The sequence below is a fragment of the Mesorhizobium sp. CA4 genome (genome assembly GCF_020165075.1).
In the GTDB taxonomy this organism is placed as follows: domain Bacteria; phylum Pseudomonadota; class Alphaproteobacteria; order Rhizobiales; family Rhizobiaceae; genus Mesorhizobium.
Window position 1 is genome coordinate 1 of the sequence record NZ_JAIUHK010000049.1, and the last position, 15914, is coordinate 15914.

The window sequence follows — 15914 nt, forward strand, 5'->3', positions numbered from 1 at the left end:
CCCTCCCTCCCATAAGGATCCTGCCATGCCTGAACAGCTCAAACTCAACGACGGCTCGACCATCCCGCAGATCGGGCTCGGCGTGTGGCAGGTCGATCCGGAGATCACCGCCAAGATTGTTCGCTGGGGCATCGAGGCTGGTTATCGCCTCATCGATACCGCCGAGGGTTATCGCAACGAGGAAGGGGTCGGCGAGGCGATCCGTTCGGCCGGCGTGCCGCGATCGGAACTCTTCATCACCTCCAAGCTGCGCAACGGCGCGCATCAGCGCGATGCGGCATTGCGCGCCTTCGACGATACGATGCAAAAGCTCGGCGTCGACCAGATCGACCTTTTCCTCATCCACTGGCCGGTGCCCAGCCAGAACAAATATGTCGAGGCCTGGAAGGCGCTGGTCGAGCTGCAGAAGGCCGGGCGCATCAAGTCGGTCGGTGTCTCGAATTTCAACCAGGACCATCTGGAGCGCATCATCGGCGCGACCGGCGTGACGCCGGTCGTCAACCAGATCGAACTCCACCCGCGCTTCCAGCAGCGCGACAAGCGCGAGTTCCACAAGGAGCACGACATCCATATCGAGAGCTGGAGCCCGCTGGGTAGCGGCCGGCTGCTGGCGGGCCCGACCCTGGAGAAGCTCGCGAGGAAGCACGGCAAGTCTGTAGCGCAGGTGATCATCCGCTGGCATGTGCAGGAAGGGCTGGTCGTCATCCCGAAGTCGATCCATCAGGAACGTATAGCCGGCAATTTCAATGTGTTCGACTTCGAGCTGGATTCGGACGACTTGCAGACCATCTGTGGCCTGGATTCCGCCGACGGCCGGACGGGGCCGGATCCGGCAACGGCCGCGTTTTTGTTCTGAGGATTAGTCTCTGCCTTCCCTCGTGGAGGAGCGCTTAAATCCCCTCGCCATCCACCAGCGGCACGTCGTCGCCTTCCCATGGGCTTGGCATAGACCCGCGCCCTGCGGTCGGCAGCGGCATCCAGCATCTGAGCTCCGGTTCTGCATATTCGACGATGCGGCCGGGCGAGGAGTCCGATGCCCGCCAGCCTTCCTCGCCGAACTGGTCGGCGCGCGACCAATAGGCCATGTCGACCTCGGCCGGTCCTTGCTCGGAGGAGCGCACCGTCACCAGGATGCGGCTGCCGTCCCGCGGCGCGCTTGCCATGTTGCGCCACTGTTCGGTCTCGTCCATGCGATCTCCTCCTGCTGAACCAATTCCAGAAAAACCGGCCGTCGCAATAGTCGCCGCCCGCCGGCAAGGGGTCAACCCGAACTTGGAGCGCGACAGGCAATTCATTCACACCTAATATGTCATTGCCCGCAAACGGACAGACGACGATGGATGAAAGATTGCTGTCTCCGGTGACCCGTCTCGGGCCGGTCCATCTCAGGGTGACCGACGTGCCGGCGGACTTGAATGTCTGGCGCGACGCGCTTGGGTTGGCGCTGCTTGGCGAGGACGCCAACATGGCGGAGCTTGGCGCGGGCGGCCGGACGCTGATCGTGCTCCATGCCGGCGCGGAGGCACCGCTGCCGCAGAAGTCGCGCGATCTCTTCCATGTCGCCATCCATACCACCAGCCGCCGCGATCTCGCGCATACAGCCGCCCGCCTCAAGGCATCCGGCTTGCGGTACAGCGCCCAGGATCACCTGATTTCGGAATCACTCTACGTCTCCGATCCCTCCGGTAACGGCATCGAGATCTGCTTCGACACGCCGGAGCGCTTGCTGCGCCGCGAAGTGTCGCCCAACGGCCGCGTGGCGCTGATTGCCACCGACGGCAGTGCGCATTCGGGGATCGAGCCGCTGGACGTGTCGGGCCTGCTGCGCGACCTTGGCAATTCCGGCAATATCGAGCCGAAGATGGCGCAGGATGCCTTTATCGGCCACATCCATTTGCGCGCCCGCGCGCCCGAGATGCTGATGAAATTCTATCTCGGCGTGCTCGGCTTCCGGCCGCATATCCAGTCCCGGACCTTCGGCATGTTCGACTGCGGCACGGAGCGCCGCACCCATATGGTGGCCTTCAACATCTGGGCGCGCGACGACCTGCGCGAGCCGCCGCCGGGTGCAGCCGGCCTCGACCATTTCACCATCGAGCTTGGCTCGGTGCAGGAGCTCGACGCCGTGGAGCGCAGGCTCAAAGCGGCCGACACACCGATGAAAAGGGACGGTCGCGTTATCTCGACCGCCGATCCGGAAGGCAACCGCCTGCGGCTCGTGGTCCAGGGAGATTGATCGCAACCGCTTGAAGACGGGAAGAAGTGGAGGAGGGGGAATGTCGCTGATGGTGATTGGAACCGGCTTCGGCCGGACCGGCACGGATTCGATGCGCGAGGCGCTGACCATGCTCGGCTTCGGTCCTTGCCACCATATGTCGGAGGTAATGGCGCATGGGGAGCAGAAGCGGCTCTGGCGGGCGCTGGCCAAGGGCGAGGCGCCCGACTGGGCCCAGCTCTTCGCGGGATACAAATCTTGCGTCGACTGGCCCTCGGCGCAATATTGGCGCGAGCTGATCGAAGCCTATCCGCAGGCGCGCGTCATCCTAACTTGGCGTTCGCCCGAAAGCTGGTGGGAGAGTTTCGAAAAAACCATCCTGCCGGCGATCGTCGGCAGCTCGGACCAGGAGTCGCTGGGCATCGCGCTCGTCGCCAAGCAGGTCTTCGGCGGCCGCCCGCAGGACCGCGACCATGCGATCGCCGTCTATCAAGACAATGTCGAGGCGGTGCTGAGCACCGTGCCGGCCGAGCGACTGCTGGTGCACAAGCTCGGCGATGGATGGGCGCCGCTCTGCGCCCATCTCGGCGCCCCGGTGCCGGACGAACCCTATCCCAGCCGCAACTCGACCCGGGAGTTTCGGACGGCGCTGTCGCTGTAGTGAATTCGGTAAGGGAATAGGGCAGTAGGGCAGTAGGGTGAGAGGCGCGACTTCGGCGCAGTCCGAGTTACCTACTGCTCTACTGCCTTACTGCCCTATTCCCCTTAGACATGCACGTCGCCGAAGGACAGCTCCCCGTCATCGGCGCGGACCAGGAAAGCGGCTGCGAGCAGCGCGAGATAGCCGGCGGCCACACCGCACACGACGACGACGCCCGGGATGGGCCCGAGCGTCGCCACCCGGAACGTATCGACAAGCGAGGCGCCGAAGCCGATGGGAGAGCCTTCACGCGACAGGCCCGGCGTGGTGATCTTGAGGATCCAGGCAAGCAGCAGGATCGTGTACATGAAGATGTAGTTGCGGCGCAGCCGGCGGATCAGCGCCGCGCGCTGCGTGATCAGGAAGCGCGGCGAGCGCAGGCCTTCGCCGAGGATGGCGAGCCAGTTGGAAGCGTAGTCCGGCTGCGGCGAAAAGATCTGCGCGAAGTAGTAGCGCTCGAACTGCCGCACACGGGCGCGGTAGACGTCGAAAAAACGGTAGCGCCGCGCTTCGATCCACAACAACAGCGTGATCAGGAGCATGGCGAACAAAAGCACGCCGTGATGCGCGCTGGGCGTCGACAGCGACACCGAAAGCATCGCCGCCACCACGGTGATCGCCCAGTTGCTGGTGCGGTCGAGCCGGTCGCGCCAGCCGGCCATGCGCGCGATCTCGGCGCGGTGGAAATGCGACAGCGTGGTGGTGAATTCAGCGGAGCTGAGCTTCAGCGCCAGCGTGTCGGAAGCTCGCGGCGGTGCGGCCTTCTCGGTGGATCTTGCCGGCGCAGCCGCCTCTGTCGACCTCGCCACAGCCGCGTCTGTGGATTTTGCGGCATTCGTCTGGGACATTCTGCCATGCGCCTCCCGCAACCATGGCCGGCCGTCCTCGCATTAACATTCGACCGGCCACACCCCTGTCTCTCCAACGTGCGGTCGGCCAGAATGTTCCCGCCTTTTCAGGCGGATAGATCAGGATGCAAGTGGGGGAAGACCGCCATTCGCGCGCCGCGGAAAGGGCAGCACATCGGCAATCGGCCGGGCATGCTGGGCCGCCGCCACGGCCTCGATCACAAGTTCGAGCGCCGCGAGCGCGGCGCGGCTCGTTTCATCGTCGCCGCGCAGGTAATGGCACGCCCGGTCGAGGTGCAGGTGGGCGGCGGCAAAGTCGCTTTTCATCAGCTTCTCCTTGTTGCCCCGCCTTGGCGGCCAACATCGTCGAGTCGCTTTACCGAGAAACAAAGATCGGCGGCAGCATTTGATTAGAATTGTAGGAAGCGTCTCCTCGCCCCCGCAAAGCGGGGGAAAGGTGTCCGCGAAGCGGACGGAGAGGGGGCTTCGTAGGGCGGAAGTCCTCCTCTTCGAAGTGCTTTTGCCGGTCGAACCGGCGCTCCCCTCTCCGTCTCGGCTTCGCCGAGCCACCTCTCCCCATTTCATGGGGCGAGGAAATGGCTGCCGCCCCCGTGCAACCGATCCTTGCGCCAGACCGTTATGTGAGGGCGAAGAACGAGGGGTGCATAAATTGTCCAACATGCTCAATCAGCGCCGGTCGCTGTCGGTCTGGATCGCGCTTGGTGCTGTGGGGCTCGCCTTGATGCCCGCCGTCGCCTTCGCCGGCGAAAAGACCGGCATGTCCTCGGAGGGCATTTTCCTCGCCGAGCTGATTCTGCTCCTGATCGTGGGCCGCGGCATCGGCGAGGTGCTGGAGGCGCTGGGCCAACCGGCGGTGATGGGGCAGTTGATCGGTGGCATCCTGCTCGGGCCCTCGCTGCTCGGCTGGATCTGGCCGGCGGCCGAGCGGCTGGTCTTTGCCGGCGACGCCACGCAGAAATCGATGATCAACGCCATCGCCCAGCTCGGCGTCTTGATGCTGCTCTTGCTTACCGGCATGGAAACCGATCTCAGGCTCGTGCGCCGTGTCGGCCGCGCCTGTTTTTCCATCTCGGCCGCGGGGGTGGCCGTGCCCTTCGCGCTCGGTTTCATCGCCGCCCAGTTCATGCCCGACACGCTGCTTGCCGCCGGCAGCGAGCGCATCGTCGCCGGGCTGTTCCTCGGCACCGCGCTTTCCATTTCCTCGGTCAAGATCGTCGCCATGGTGGTGCGCGACATGAATTTCATGCGCCGGGATCTCGGTCAGGTCATCGTCTCCTCGGCGATCATCGAGGACACGATCGGCTGGGTGATCATCGCCATCACCATCGGCATCGCCACCCAGGGGCGGATCGAGATCGGCAGCCTGGCCTTCACCATTGCCGGCGTTGCCGCCTTCATGGCGTTTTCCTTCACGCTCGGACGCCGCATCGTCTTCGACGCCATCCGCTGGACCAACGACACCTTCCGCTCCGAATATGCGGTGGTCACCGTCATCCTCGCCATCATGGGCGTAATGGCTTTGATCACCGACCTGATCGGCGTCCACACCGTGCTCGGCGCCTTCGTCGCCGGAATACTGGTGGGTGAGTCGCCGATCCTGTCTCGTCACATCGAAGGACAATTGCGTGGCATCATCACGGCGCTCTTCATGCCGGTGTTCTTCGGCGTCGCCGGCCTGTCGGCCGACCTCACCGTGCTTGCCGATCCTCAGCTCGCGCTGCTCACAGTGGCGCTGGTGGTGATCGCCTCGATCGGCAAGTTCGGCGGCGCCTTCATCGGCGCCGAGGTCGCCGGCATGAGCCGCGCCGAGGGCATTGCGGTGGGCTGCGGCATGAATGCGCGAGGCTCGACGGAGGTGATCGTCGCCTCGATCGGCCTGTCGATGGGCGTGCTCTCGCACAACCTCTTCACCATGATCGTCACTATGGCGGTCATCACCACCTTGGCCATGCCCCCGACATTGCGCTGGGCACTGCGCCGGCTGCCGATCAGCGAGCAGGAAAAGAAACGCCTGGAGCGCGAGGAGATCGACCAACGGGGCTTCGTCGCCAATCTGGAGCGGCTCCTGGTTGTGGTCGACGAAGGCGTCGTTGGCCGCTTCGCCGCCTATCTCGCCGGCGTGATCGGTGCCGGCAAGCCGACGACCGTGCTGCATTCCAGCGGCGAGATCGATGCCGAGCCGACCGAAGGCCTGCATCTGGAGGAAATCGAGAAAGGTGCGGAGGAAAGCCGCGAGGCGGCCAGGAAATCCGACGAGACGCCGGTGCGCGAAGCGCCGGTCACCCGCCGCCAGCATGAGGAGCTTTCGACCGAGGCGGTCGCCAAGGAAGCGCGCAAGGGCTACGGCATGCTGCTCGTCGGCCTCGGCCGCGCGGTCACCTCCAAAGGCGCATTCTCGCAGCGGCTGAACGAGGTCGCAGGCGCCTTCGACGGGCCGCTCTGCCTGGTGTTGAAGCCTGCGACCGCAGGCCGTCAGATGCCGCGGCTCGGCCCGGAAGCCGGCAAGATACTGGTACCGGTCAACGGCACGGCGGTCGCCCGCCGCGGCGCCGAACTGGCGCTGGCGATAGCGGCGGTCACCGGCGCATCTGTCAAGATGCTCTATGTCGCCAGGGTCGGTCGCGACGAGCCGCGCGACACCGTCTCGCACCGCCGCAGGGAAGCCGTGCTGAAGGACATCGTGGCCCTTGCCGACCGCTATGGCGTCGAGACCGAGACGGCGATTCGCAGCAGAGCCGCCGCCGCCGATGCCATCGCTCGCCAGGCCGGCCGCAACGTTGCGTTGATCGTCATGGGCGTGGCGCGGCGCCAGGGCAAGGAACTGATCTTCGGCGAGACGACGACCGGCGTCCTGCGGCGCAGCCCATGCCCGGTGGTGCTGATCTCCGACGAGCGAGTGAAACGCGACGAGAGCGACCGCGAGGCAGTGCGCACGGGCACGGGGACAGGGTGAGGGGATTGGTTTCCTCGCCCGCCTTTAACGGAGCGAGGAACCAGGTTTTCTCCTCAAGCCATCTGCAGCTTCTGCCGGCTGGGCTGCGGCGGGAAAGCGATGGCGATGCCGGCTGCGCCCAGTCCGATCAGCGCCGAGCCGATGAACAGCCAGTGGTAGCTGGCGGTGGCGTCGTAGATCATGCCGCCGGCAAGCGGCCCGAGCGACATGCCGAGGCTGGAGAGCATCGTGGCCGCGCCGAGGATGGTGCCGATGATGCGCAGGCCGAAATATTCGCGCGCCAGCACCGCGTAAAGCGGCATCACGCCGCCATAGGTGGCGCCGAAAATGACGGCCAGAAGGTAGAACTGCTCGAGCTGGCCGACGGTGAGATAAGCGGCGATCACCAGCCCCTGGATGGCGAGCCCGGTGACCAGCAACGGCTTCACGCCAAGCCTGTCGCCGAGCACGCCGTAGAGCACGCGCCCGCCAAGGCCGGCTAGCCCCTCGACGCTGTAGATCGACACGGCTGCCATCGGCGCGACGCCGCAGGACATGGCATAGCTCACCATGTGGAAGATCGGGCCCGAATGCGCCGCGCAGCAGGCAAAGAAGGTGAGGCCGAGCACGATGAATTGCGGCGAGCGCAGCGCTTGGCCGACGCTCATGCCGGGACCGTCGGTGACGGGCGCCGGCGTGCCGCCGCTCGCCGCCACCGCCACCGGCGGCTGGCGCACCAGCAGCACGGCGGGCAGCAGCAGAACCCAGGCCATGACGCCGATATCGAACATGGCGGTGCGCCAGTCATAGGCGGTGATCAGCCAGCGGGCGAAGGGCGAGATCGTCATCGGCGCGACGCCCATGCCGGCCGAGACCAATGAGACGGCAAGGCTGCGGTTGGTGTCGAACCAGGCGGTGGTGAGCGCGATCATCGGTGCGAAGAAGGCGCTGGCCGCCAGCCCGACGATGATGCCGTAGCTGAGTTGGAAGACGATGAGCGAGGTGGCCCGGCTCGCCACCACCAGCGACAGGCCAAGCAGCACGGCGCCGGCAAGCACCACGGGCCTGGCGCCGACCCGGTCATAGATGGCGCCCCAGGCGAAGCCGCCGAGGCCCATCACCAGGAAATTCAAGGTCATGGCGCTGGAAATGCCAGTGCGCGACCAATTCGTGTCGAGCGACATCGGCTCCAGGAAGATCGCCAGCGAAAACATGGCGCCGAGCGCCACGCAGGTCATCAGCGCGCCGGCCGCGACGATGACCCAACGATAGGAATGGTTCATGGTTCTGCTCCCATGCCGTAAGGCATCCTGTTTGATGCGGCACGGTTTTTCCAGTCCACCGGGCCGTTTGCGTCCGAAGGACGCCGGGGCGCGAGCCGATCCTACAATCTGGTTGCATTTTTTATCCGGATTTTTTTTGAGGGACCGATTTTGTTGTCCCGGGCGCTGTCCCGCTTGTGGCCGAAGTGTCAGCAGCCGGCAGTACCCGTCATTGACCGCATACCCGCCCCATCTAGATTTACCCTCTCAACCAGGAGCATCCCATGGAACTCTATCGCGGCCGGCTTATCGATCACCTTCACCTGGTGGTGCGCGACATCGAGGCCAGCCGGCGCTTCTACAGCAGCCTGTTCGAAGTGCTGGGCATCCCGATCGGCGGCGGCGCTGAGGACCATTTCTGGGCCGATGAGCTGTTCGTCTCGAGCCCAGACAGCCGTTCCGCCCAAGGCGTGCTCACCGGCCGTCACCATCTCGCCTTCCAGGCCAAGGACCGCGCCATGGTCGATGCCTTCTACCACGCCGGGCTTGCCGCCGGCGGCAAGGACAATGGCGCGCCGGGCGAGCGCCGTTACCATCCCGGCTACTACGCCTGTTTCCTGCTCGACCCTGACGGCAACAACATCGAGGCGGTGTTCCACGGCGAGGCGAAACGGAGCGCGGATGCGGTGGAAATCAGTTTCTAAAGCACGTCGCGATCTTTCAGATTCATCACACGCTTTAGGTTTTTGATCTTACGCATATCTTTGCCCCGAAACCGCTCTCGCCCTCGATACATGCCTTAGGGAAGGCACTGGTGCGCTTCTATTCCTTCACCGCGCCCGTCATCGATGAAACATAGTGCTCGACGAAGAAGGAATAGAGCACCACCACCGGCAGCGAGCCGATCAGCGCGCCGGCCATGAGCGCGCCCCATTCATAGACATCGGAGCGAACGAGTTCGGTGAGCACGCCGACAGGCACCGTCTTCTTCTCCGAAGATTGGATGAAGGTCAGCGCATAGATGAACTCATTCCAGGACAAGGTGAAGGCGAAGATGCCGGCCGAGATCAGGCCGGGCACCGACAGCGGCAGCACGATCTTGGTGAGGATCTGCCAGCGGCTCGCGCCATCGATGAGCGCGCATTCCTCCAACTCGAAGGGGATCGAGCGGAAGTAGCCCATCAGAAGCCAGGTGCAGAACGGGATGAGGAAGGTCGGATAGGTCAGGATCAGCGCAAACGGCGTGTCGTAAAGACCGAGGTTGAACACCATCACCGACAGCGGAATGAACAGGATAGAGGGCGGCACGAGATAGGCGAGGAAGACGGCGAGGCCAACCTGCCGCGCGCCCGAAAACCTCAGACGCTCGATCGCATAGGCGGCAAGCACGGCAGCCGCCAGCGACAGGAAGGTTGCGGCGGTCGAAATGATGATCGTGTTGAGCAGCCAACCTGGATAGGAAGTCTCGAAGAGCAAATAGCGAATGTGCTCCAGCGTCGGATGCACGACCCAGAACGGATTGTAGTTCACGTAGTCGGTCATCTCGAGATTGGGCTTAACCGCCGTGATCGTCATCCAGTAGAACGGAAACAGGAGGACGACCAGAAACACCAGCAGCGGCAGATAGACCGTCACCACCCGCCGCGGAAGGCTTTGCAGGTAGCCCATGCCGCCTTCGTCGGTCTCCAGGCGCTCGACTTCCTTGATCGCGGCCATGTTAGTCTCCGCCGCCTTGCTGCCATCTGCGCCGTTGCAGCCCGAAATAGCTGAACAGGATCGCAGCCAGCAGGAAAGGAATCATGGCGACCGCGATTGCCGCGCCTTCGCCCAGTTGGCCCCCCGCAATACCGCGCTGGAAGGACAATGTCGCCATCAGATGCGTGGCGTTAACCGGTCCGCCGCGGGTCAGCACATAGATCAGTTGGAAATCGGTGAAGGTGAACAGCACCGAAAACGTCATCGTAATGGCTATGATCGGCGTCAGCAACGGCAGGGTCACATAGCGGAACAGCTGCCAGCGGCTGGCGCCATCGAGCGTAGCGGCCTCGTAGAGCGATTGCGGAATGGTCTGCAGTCCGGCAAGCAGCGTGATGGCGACGAAGGGAATGCCGCGCCACACATTGGCCGCGATGACCGAGGCGCGCGCATTGGTCGGATCACCGAGAAAATTGATGCGGTGGTCGATCAGGCCCATCTGCTGCAACGCCCAGGACAGGATCGAAAACTGCGAGTCGTAGATCCACCAGAAGGCGATGGCCGACAGCACCGTCGGTACGACCCAGGGCAGCAGCACGACGGCGCGGAAGAACGACTTGAAGGGCAGCTTCTCGTTGAGGATGAGAGCCAGCCAGAGGCCGAGCACGAATTTTAGGATCGAAGCGCTGACCGTGTAGAGCAGCGTGTTGAACACCGAGAGCCAGAAGACGCTGTCGCTCCACAGATATTCGTAGTTTTCGACGCCGATAAAGATGCCCGGTCGGCCGATGCGTGTGTCGGTGAAGCCGAGCCAGACGCCGAGCCCGAGCGGATAGGTGAGAAAGACCAGGAGCAGCGCCGCCGCCGGCAGCATGAAGCCGAAGCCGAGAGCGTTCCTGCTCTCGGCGAGCCGCGACAGGATCGACGGGCGCGACTGGACGGCAACAGACGGCACGGTCATGGCGCGGGCTCCTTGTTATGCGGGTGGAACTGTGGCTGACCGCGCTTGGCTTGCGTAAGCCCGCAAAGCGCGGTCATCCTGCTTCAACTATGCCAGGATCAGACGCGGTAGTAGCGGTTGGCGCGTTTTTCGGCCTCTTCCATCGCTTCCTGCGGCGTCGCCTGGCCCGTCACCGCCTTGGCGAACATGTCCACCAGCACGTAATCAGCCATTGTCGCGGCGGATGCGTAGCCGAGTGGCCCAGCATAGCCGTTGGGGCGCAGCGTCGCCGAGGCTTTCGCGTAGGCCGCATTGTTGGGGTCGGCCTTCCAAACCGGGTTGTTGTCGAAGGCTTTCAGCGTCTGGCAGCAATAGCCCGCCGACGAAGTGATCCAGTCGGACATTTGCGGGTCCTCGAACATGAACTGCAGATAGGCTTTGGCGGCATTGGGATAGGGCGTGTAGTTGAAGATGACAGCCGTAGTCACCTGGAAAAGCTCGACCGATTTCCCGACCGGACCGATCGGCATGTTGGTGGTGCGGATGTCCTTGGCGATCTCGGCCAGCTTCGGGTCCTTGTCCTTGTTGACCTTTGCTGTGTTGTAGACAGAGATGCCGTTGGCGATCACGCTCACTTCCCCGGCCAGGAATGCGCGGTTGTTGTTGACGTCGAGCCAGCTTTCGGTGCCGGGGATGAAGGTCTTGTAGAGCTCCTGCGCATACTGGATCGCCTTGAGCGTCTGCGGACTGTTGATCGTCACCTTGCCGGCTTCGTCGACCATCTGGCCGCCGTGGCTCCACAGCAGCCAATGTGCGTAATTGTTGCCGTCGCCAACGCCGTGGCCATGGGTGAAGCCGGCGGGATGGCCTTTCGCCTTCAACGCCTTGCAAAGTTCCAGGAAACCGGCCGTGTCCTTGGGGAATTCGGAGAAGCCTGCCTCCTTGACCCAGCTTTCGCGGTAGACGATGGCGTTGCCGATGGTGGCCAGCGGCAAGCCGATGAACTTGCCCTCGCGCGTCGCATATTGTTTCGGGCCGTCATGCCAGCCGCCATACTTCTTGCCGAGATAATCACCCAGTTCCGTCACATCGAGCAGCTTGTCGGGATACTGGTGCGGGTCGTCGAACCAGACGAACATCAGGTCGGGGCCGGAGCCGACATTGGCGGCGACCGCCGCTTTGGGACGGATGTCTTCCCAGCTTTCCTTGTCGACGCGCACCTCCACGCCCGTCGCCTCGGTGAACCGCTTGGTATTCTTCAGCCACTGATCCTCGTCGCCCTGCACGAAGGGCGACCAGCGCAGCAGCCTGAGCTTGGCACCTTCCTCGGGCTTGTATGTCAGGCCTTCCTGGGCGAAAGCGCTCGAGCCGACGAAGCGGCTGCCCAGGGCTCCGGCCGCCGCGGCTGCGGTCGTGCGGATTACATCGCGTCTGGTGAACTTCATTCTTGTTTCCTCCTGTTGCTCTGTCGTTGCCTGGTTTTCATCGCGCCGTCTCGATTCGCTTGCCGGTTTCGCCGTGGAACAGGTGGATCGGGCCAGGGTCGACCGACAGCCGAATGGTTTCTCCCGGCGCGAAGGAATGGCGCTCGCGGAAATTGGCGACGATGTCCTCCCCGCCGGCCGTCCGGCCGATGATCTGCACTTCCGACCCGGTCGGCTCGATCACCGCCACCTTGACCGGAATGCCGTCGTCGGCCAGCCGCAGATGCTCGGGTCGTACTCCGAGCACCATGGCTTCGCCGTTGCCGATGGAGGGAGGCTTCCGCAAAGGCACGGAAATGCCTCCCGCGCCCCTGAACGACGGTGGGCCATCATTGGCGAATGCGCCCTTGAGCAGGTTCATGGCGGGCGAGCCGATAAAGCTTGCCACGAACAGGTTGTTCGGCCGGTCGTAGAGCTCGAGCGGCGGTCCGATTTGCTCGACGAGGCCGTCATGCATGACCACGATCTTGTCCGCCATGGTCATGGCCTCGATCTGGTCGTGGGTGACATAGACCGTGGTGGTCTTCAGCCGCTGGTGCAGTTCCTTGATTTCGGCCCGCATCTGGACCCTCAGCTTGGCGTCGAGATTGCTGAGCGGCTCGTCGAACAGGAACACCTGCGGATTGCGCACGATTGCCCGGCCCATCGCGACGCGCTGGCGCTGGCCGCCCGAAAGCTGGCGGGGATAGCGCGACAGAAGCGGCACCAGCCCGAGGATTTCGGCCGCCCGCTTCACCCCGGCATCGCTTTCAGCCTTCGGGACACCCTTGAGCATGAGCGAGAACGCCATGTTCTCGGCAACCGTCATATGCGGGTAGAGCGCGTAGTTCTGGAAAACCATGGCGACGTCGCGCTCCTTCGGCGCAACGTCATTGACGATACGGCTGCCGATCGAGATGTGTCCCCGCGAGATTTTTTCCAGGCCTGCAATCATTCTGAGAAGCGTCGATTTTCCGCAGCCAGAGGGTCCCACCAGCGTGACGAACTCACCGTCGTCTATGTCGACGCTGACGCCATGCAGGATCTGGGCGGCCCCGAACGATTTGTAGACATCGCCAATCGCGACAGACGCCATCGAACTCCTCCCGATGGTCCCTGCGAATCTCGCGGGGAGCCGTTCCAATCAAGGTGTGGCTGAAACGGATGCCGGCAAGCACCCACCACTGGCGTCGGCGACATTGCCCCAGCTCCCCCCGGGTCACGCGACTGTGAAACGGTAGCGCTACCACATCCGCCTGTAAAGCGGCGGCGCGCCTTGCTTACTTTCGTGGTTGAAGACAGTTGAGCGAAGGCTGCGCTGAAGCGAAGTGGATCCAGCCAGTTGCCGAAGGACCGCCGACCCATCTTTCAAATGACTGCCGGTGAATATTAGAACTCGTTAATGTAATAGATTTCAGCGTGTCCGGGAAAAGCCGACTCCCGCCGATTTACATCGCCGACGGGATTTGGCCGCTATCCGTCCAGGACGCGCATTACTTCCGCCATAGCGCAAGAGCAGGGCGGTCGCTGCCGCTCATGCCTTCGTTCTCAGCCTCCGCCCAGAAACGCCGCGATCAGCTTCAGCATGTTGCCGTCCTGTCCGAATTCCACCTTGTCGAAGTCGCGACTGCCCTGGCGCTGCGCCTTGGAGAGCTGGTCGAGATGGGCCGTCAGCTCCGCCCGGATCTTCTTGCAGCCGGGATCGTTCTCGGCCGTGAGGCCGGTGCTGAAGGCGACGATCTTGTCCACCATGTCGACGATGCCGGCGCCGTGCACCTTCTCATGCGCGATCAGCCCGGCGGCGAATGTGTCCCAGCGCGCCTGCAATGCTGAGCCAAGTTTTCCCGCCGGCTTGGGCACCGTGTAGGTGATGATCAGCTTCGGCCGCGCCGTCTTCAGCACACAGGCATCGCCTTGCGGCTGGTAGTCGCGCTGCCAGGTCAGCTTGAAAAAAGTGTGCGCGATGACCCGCCGGGCGTTGCCGGCCGAATCCGTGCCGACCTTCGGTCCATTCTCGCCGATCGAGAGGTAGAGCTGCTCAGCGCTTTCGCCTGAGACGGCATAAGTCTCGATCTTCTCGATGGGCTTCCAATCGGCAAGTGCCGGCGTGGACAGGAGCAGGGCGGCAAAGAGAAGGGCTGGCTTCATAGGCGAGCCATAGCATTGGGCCTCCTTTGGAAGAAGCCGGCCCGCGGATTTTCGGAACCCGCCCCACCGGTCGGTCGTTTCCTTGGGCAATCGTCTCGACCCATGGGGGAGGACAAGATGACCCGCAATGAGATCATTTCCGTGCTTGGACCGGTCGACGAGGCCGTCATCGCCGATATCGCGCTCACCGGCGCCAGCCTCGAGGAATTGCGCGAGGCCTTCGCCTGGATCGGCGCCGACGAGGCGCTCGTCAATGAAGGCCACGCCATGCCCGGCGCCCGCGTGGCGAAACTGATCGAAATCCTAGAACCTCCCGAGGACGAGCCCGAGGCGCCGGCCGTGGAGTAGAGCGCCACCTCTAGGTGCTTCTCCCTACTTGTCGCCGCACACCTCCCGTCTTAGCTTTTGCCGCTTGGGCGGGAGGAGAGGCCTTTGGATACCAATGTCGTCATCGTCGGCGCCGGCCCTGCCGGGCTCGCCGTTGCCGCCTGCCTCAAAAAGGCTGGGCAGGATTTCATCATTCTTGAAAGGGCCGATGAGGTTGCGCCGTCCTGGCGCCGGCATTACCGGCGGCTGCACCTGCACACGGTGAAATCCCTCTCGTCGCTGCCCTTCGTGCGGTTTCCGAGGAGCTATCCGCGTTATGTGCCACGCGAGAAGGTCGTGGCCTATCTCGAGGCTTATGCCGAGCGTTTCGGACTCAGGCCGCGCTTCGGCGTCACGGTTAAATCGGTCCGCCGCGAAGGCGAGAGCCTGCTGGTCCAGACCGATGCCGGGCTCTTCAATGCCCGCAAAATTGTCGTCGCCACCGGCAACAACGCCCAACCGGTCATGCCGAGCTTCTCCGGAGTCGAAGCTTTCGGGGGCAAGGTGCTGCACAGCGCCGCCTACACAGAGGCAGCACCCTATGTCGGCAAAAACGTGCTGGTCGTCGGCATGGGCAACACGGGCGCGGAGATCGCGCTCGATCTTGCCGAGAGCGGCGCCCACCCGACCATCTCGGTGCGCAAGGGCGTCCACATCGTGCCGCGCCAGCTGTTCGGCCTGCCGATCCACATGGTGGGCATCGCCAGCCGGCCGATGCCGCGGGCGCTGAACGACTGGATGTTTCCCAAGATCCTCGATCTGGCGCTGGGGCGACTGGAGCGATACGGGATCGTCCGGCCGAAGCAGGGCATCCTGCAAGGGATCGATGCCGGCCGCATCCCGGTGATCGATGTCGGCACGGTGGCGGCGATCAAGCAGGGTCGGATCAGCATTGCGCCGGACGTTGCGGGCTTCACCCGGGACGGCGTGAGATTCGCCGACGGGGTGGAGAAGAAGTTCGACGTGGCGATTTTCGCAACCGGCTACCGTCCGGGCTACGACGCCTTCCTGCCGGCTGAGCTCAGGCCGGACAAGAGCGGCGTGAACGCCCGCGCGGCGCAGCTCGGCATCTATCTTGTCGGCTTCTACAATCCGGTCACCGGCCTGCTGCGCGAGATCGGCATAGAGGCGCAGGCGGTGGCGAAGGATATTGCAAGGCGGTGAGGCATCAACGCCGCTGATATCCCTCTTGGCAGCAGTGCCTGAATCGGGTGGTGCTCCTTCGTTCTCCATGCGAAGCAGTCCCACCAATGGAGGACCGCCATGCTCACGCTCTATGACTATTTCCCTTCGCAAAATGCCTGGAAAATTCGCGTCCTGCTCG

16 protein-coding genes are annotated in these 15914 nt (G+C 63.8%); 7 read left to right on the plus strand and 9 right to left on the minus strand.

The features are described from left to right. The first annotated feature begins 25 nt into the window (after positions 1-25). A complete protein-coding gene (locus LB528_RS27380; protein WP_224716974.1) occupies positions 26-856 on the plus strand; it encodes an aldo/keto reductase in 831 nt (276 codons plus the stop codon). Positions 857-890: 34 nt separating this feature from the next. Here LB528_RS27380 and LB528_RS27385 read toward each other — a convergent pair whose 3' ends face one another. Continuing rightward, a complete protein-coding gene (locus tag LB528_RS27385) occupies positions 891-1190 on the minus strand; it encodes a hypothetical protein (protein WP_140753268.1) in 300 nt (99 codons plus the stop codon). Positions 1191-1336: 146 nt separating this feature from the next. Between LB528_RS27385 and LB528_RS27390 the strand changes: the two genes are divergently transcribed. Then, positions 1337-2236, plus strand: coding sequence for a VOC family protein (locus tag LB528_RS27390; RefSeq protein ID WP_224716975.1), 900 nt, complete (start codon positions 1337-1339; stop codon positions 2234-2236). Between the two features lie 40 nt (positions 2237-2276). Next, a complete protein-coding gene (locus LB528_RS27395) occupies positions 2277-2876 on the plus strand; it encodes a sulfotransferase family protein (protein ID WP_224716976.1) in 600 nt (199 codons plus the stop codon). Positions 2877-2980: 104 nt separating this feature from the next. Here LB528_RS27395 and LB528_RS27400 read toward each other — a convergent pair whose 3' ends face one another. Further along, complete coding sequence (locus tag LB528_RS27400) at positions 2981-3763, minus strand: DUF2270 domain-containing protein (RefSeq protein WP_224516026.1); 783 nt, start codon at positions 3761-3763, stop codon at positions 2981-2983. Between the two features lie 120 nt (positions 3764-3883). Further along, the gene (locus tag LB528_RS27405) at positions 3884-4090 is read right to left on the minus strand and encodes a hypothetical protein (protein WP_224716977.1); all 207 of its coding nucleotides are present in this window, start codon (positions 4088-4090) and stop codon (positions 3884-3886) included. 352 nt (positions 4091-4442) lie between these two features. Here LB528_RS27405 and LB528_RS27410 point away from each other — a divergent pair, with 352 nt between their 5' ends. After that, positions 4443-6737, plus strand: a complete 2295-nt coding sequence (locus LB528_RS27410; RefSeq protein WP_224716998.1) for a cation:proton antiporter — start codon at positions 4443-4445, stop codon at positions 6735-6737. Positions 6738-6790: 53 nt separating this feature from the next. Here the strand turns inward: LB528_RS27410 and LB528_RS27415 are convergent, their stop codons facing one another. Continuing rightward, positions 6791-7999, minus strand: coding sequence for an MFS transporter (locus tag LB528_RS27415; protein WP_224716978.1), 1209 nt, complete (start codon positions 7997-7999; stop codon positions 6791-6793). Positions 8000-8262: 263 nt separating this feature from the next. Between LB528_RS27415 and LB528_RS27420 the strand changes: the two genes are divergently transcribed. Beyond that, the gene (locus LB528_RS27420; protein WP_224516028.1) at positions 8263-8682 is read left to right on the plus strand and encodes a VOC family protein; all 420 of its coding nucleotides are present in this window, start codon (positions 8263-8265) and stop codon (positions 8680-8682) included. A gap of 118 nt (positions 8683-8800) precedes the next feature. Here the strand turns inward: LB528_RS27420 and LB528_RS27425 are convergent, their stop codons facing one another. From LB528_RS27425 to LB528_RS27445, 5 genes are all read right to left on the minus strand, one after another. Beyond that, on the minus strand, positions 8801-9694 hold the full coding sequence (locus tag LB528_RS27425; RefSeq protein WP_224516029.1) for a carbohydrate ABC transporter permease: 894 nt from the start codon (positions 9692-9694) through the stop codon (positions 8801-8803). Between the two features lies 1 nt (position 9695). After that, positions 9696-10547: a carbohydrate ABC transporter permease gene (locus LB528_RS27430; RefSeq protein ID WP_411909051.1), complete on the minus strand. Its 852-nt coding sequence runs from the start codon at positions 10545-10547 to the stop codon at positions 9696-9698. Positions 10548-10732: 185 nt separating this feature from the next. Then, positions 10733-12058, minus strand: coding sequence for an ABC transporter substrate-binding protein (locus tag LB528_RS27435; protein WP_224716980.1), 1326 nt, complete (start codon positions 12056-12058; stop codon positions 10733-10735). A 37-nt stretch (positions 12059-12095) separates the two neighbouring features. After that, the gene (locus LB528_RS27440) at positions 12096-13172 is read right to left on the minus strand and encodes an ABC transporter ATP-binding protein (RefSeq protein ID WP_224716981.1); all 1077 of its coding nucleotides are present in this window, start codon (positions 13170-13172) and stop codon (positions 12096-12098) included. Between the two features lie 452 nt (positions 13173-13624). Beyond that, entirely contained in the window at positions 13625-14224 is a 600-nt protein-coding gene (locus LB528_RS27445) for a DUF922 domain-containing Zn-dependent protease (RefSeq protein WP_224516033.1), read from the minus strand. Positions 14225-14341: 117 nt separating this feature from the next. Between LB528_RS27445 and LB528_RS27450 the strand changes: the two genes are divergently transcribed. Both LB528_RS27450 and LB528_RS27455 read left to right on the plus strand, forming a co-directional pair. Further along, entirely contained in the window at positions 14342-14572 is a 231-nt protein-coding gene (locus LB528_RS27450) for a hypothetical protein (protein WP_224516034.1), read from the plus strand. Between the two features lie 84 nt (positions 14573-14656). Beyond that, entirely contained in the window at positions 14657-15754 is a 1098-nt protein-coding gene (locus LB528_RS27455) for a flavin-containing monooxygenase (protein WP_224716982.1), read from the plus strand. The last annotated feature ends 160 nt before the right edge of the window (positions 15755-15914 follow it).